Consider the following 630-nt stretch of genomic DNA (forward strand, 5'->3'; position numbering starts at 1 on the left):
CCCGGGGTGAGGTCGCTGGAGGAGTACGCCTACGACGCCACCGGCAACACCGTGGCCCGGCAGACCGGTGGTGACACCCAGACCCTCTCCTGGAATCCGGAAGGCCGCGTCGAGACCGTCACCGACGCCGACGGCACCACCACGGAGTACCTGTACGACGCCGACGGATCCCGGCTGATCGGACGGACAGCCGAGGAGACCACCCTCTACCTCGGCCACACCGAGATCACCGTCCCGGCCGGCTCCACCACCCCCGAAGCCACCCGCTACATCGATCTCGGCGGCGGCCACACGGCCGTGATCACCGACGACGGCGAAGCGTCCTTCACCCTCGCCGACCACCACGGCACCGGCCACTTCGCCATCGAGGCCGCCACCCAGAACATCACCCAGCGCCGCACCCTCCCCTTCGGCGACACCAGAGGCGACGACCCCGGAGAGGCATGGCCAGGATCCCGCGGCTTCATCGGCGGCATCACCGACACCACCACCGGCCTCACCCACCTCCAGGCCCGCGAATACGACCCCGCCCTGGGACGCTTCATCTCCCTCGACCCCCTCATGGATCTCACCGACCCCCAGCAGATCCACGGCTACACCTACGCCAACAACAACCCCCTCACCTACAGC

The 630-nt window shown here is 69.0% G+C and carries 1 protein-coding gene; it reads left to right on the top strand.

Features of this window, described 5'->3' with window-relative positions; genetic code table 11:
* Positions 1–630, top strand: a 630-nt coding sequence (locus tag ABD299_RS24760; RefSeq protein ID WP_344266979.1) for an RHS repeat-associated core domain-containing protein, incomplete at both ends; no start/stop codon positions are given.

It is taken from the genome of Streptomyces sodiiphilus, assembly GCF_039529215.1.
Classification (GTDB): domain Bacteria; phylum Actinomycetota; class Actinomycetes; order Streptomycetales; family Streptomycetaceae; genus Streptomyces; species Streptomyces sodiiphilus.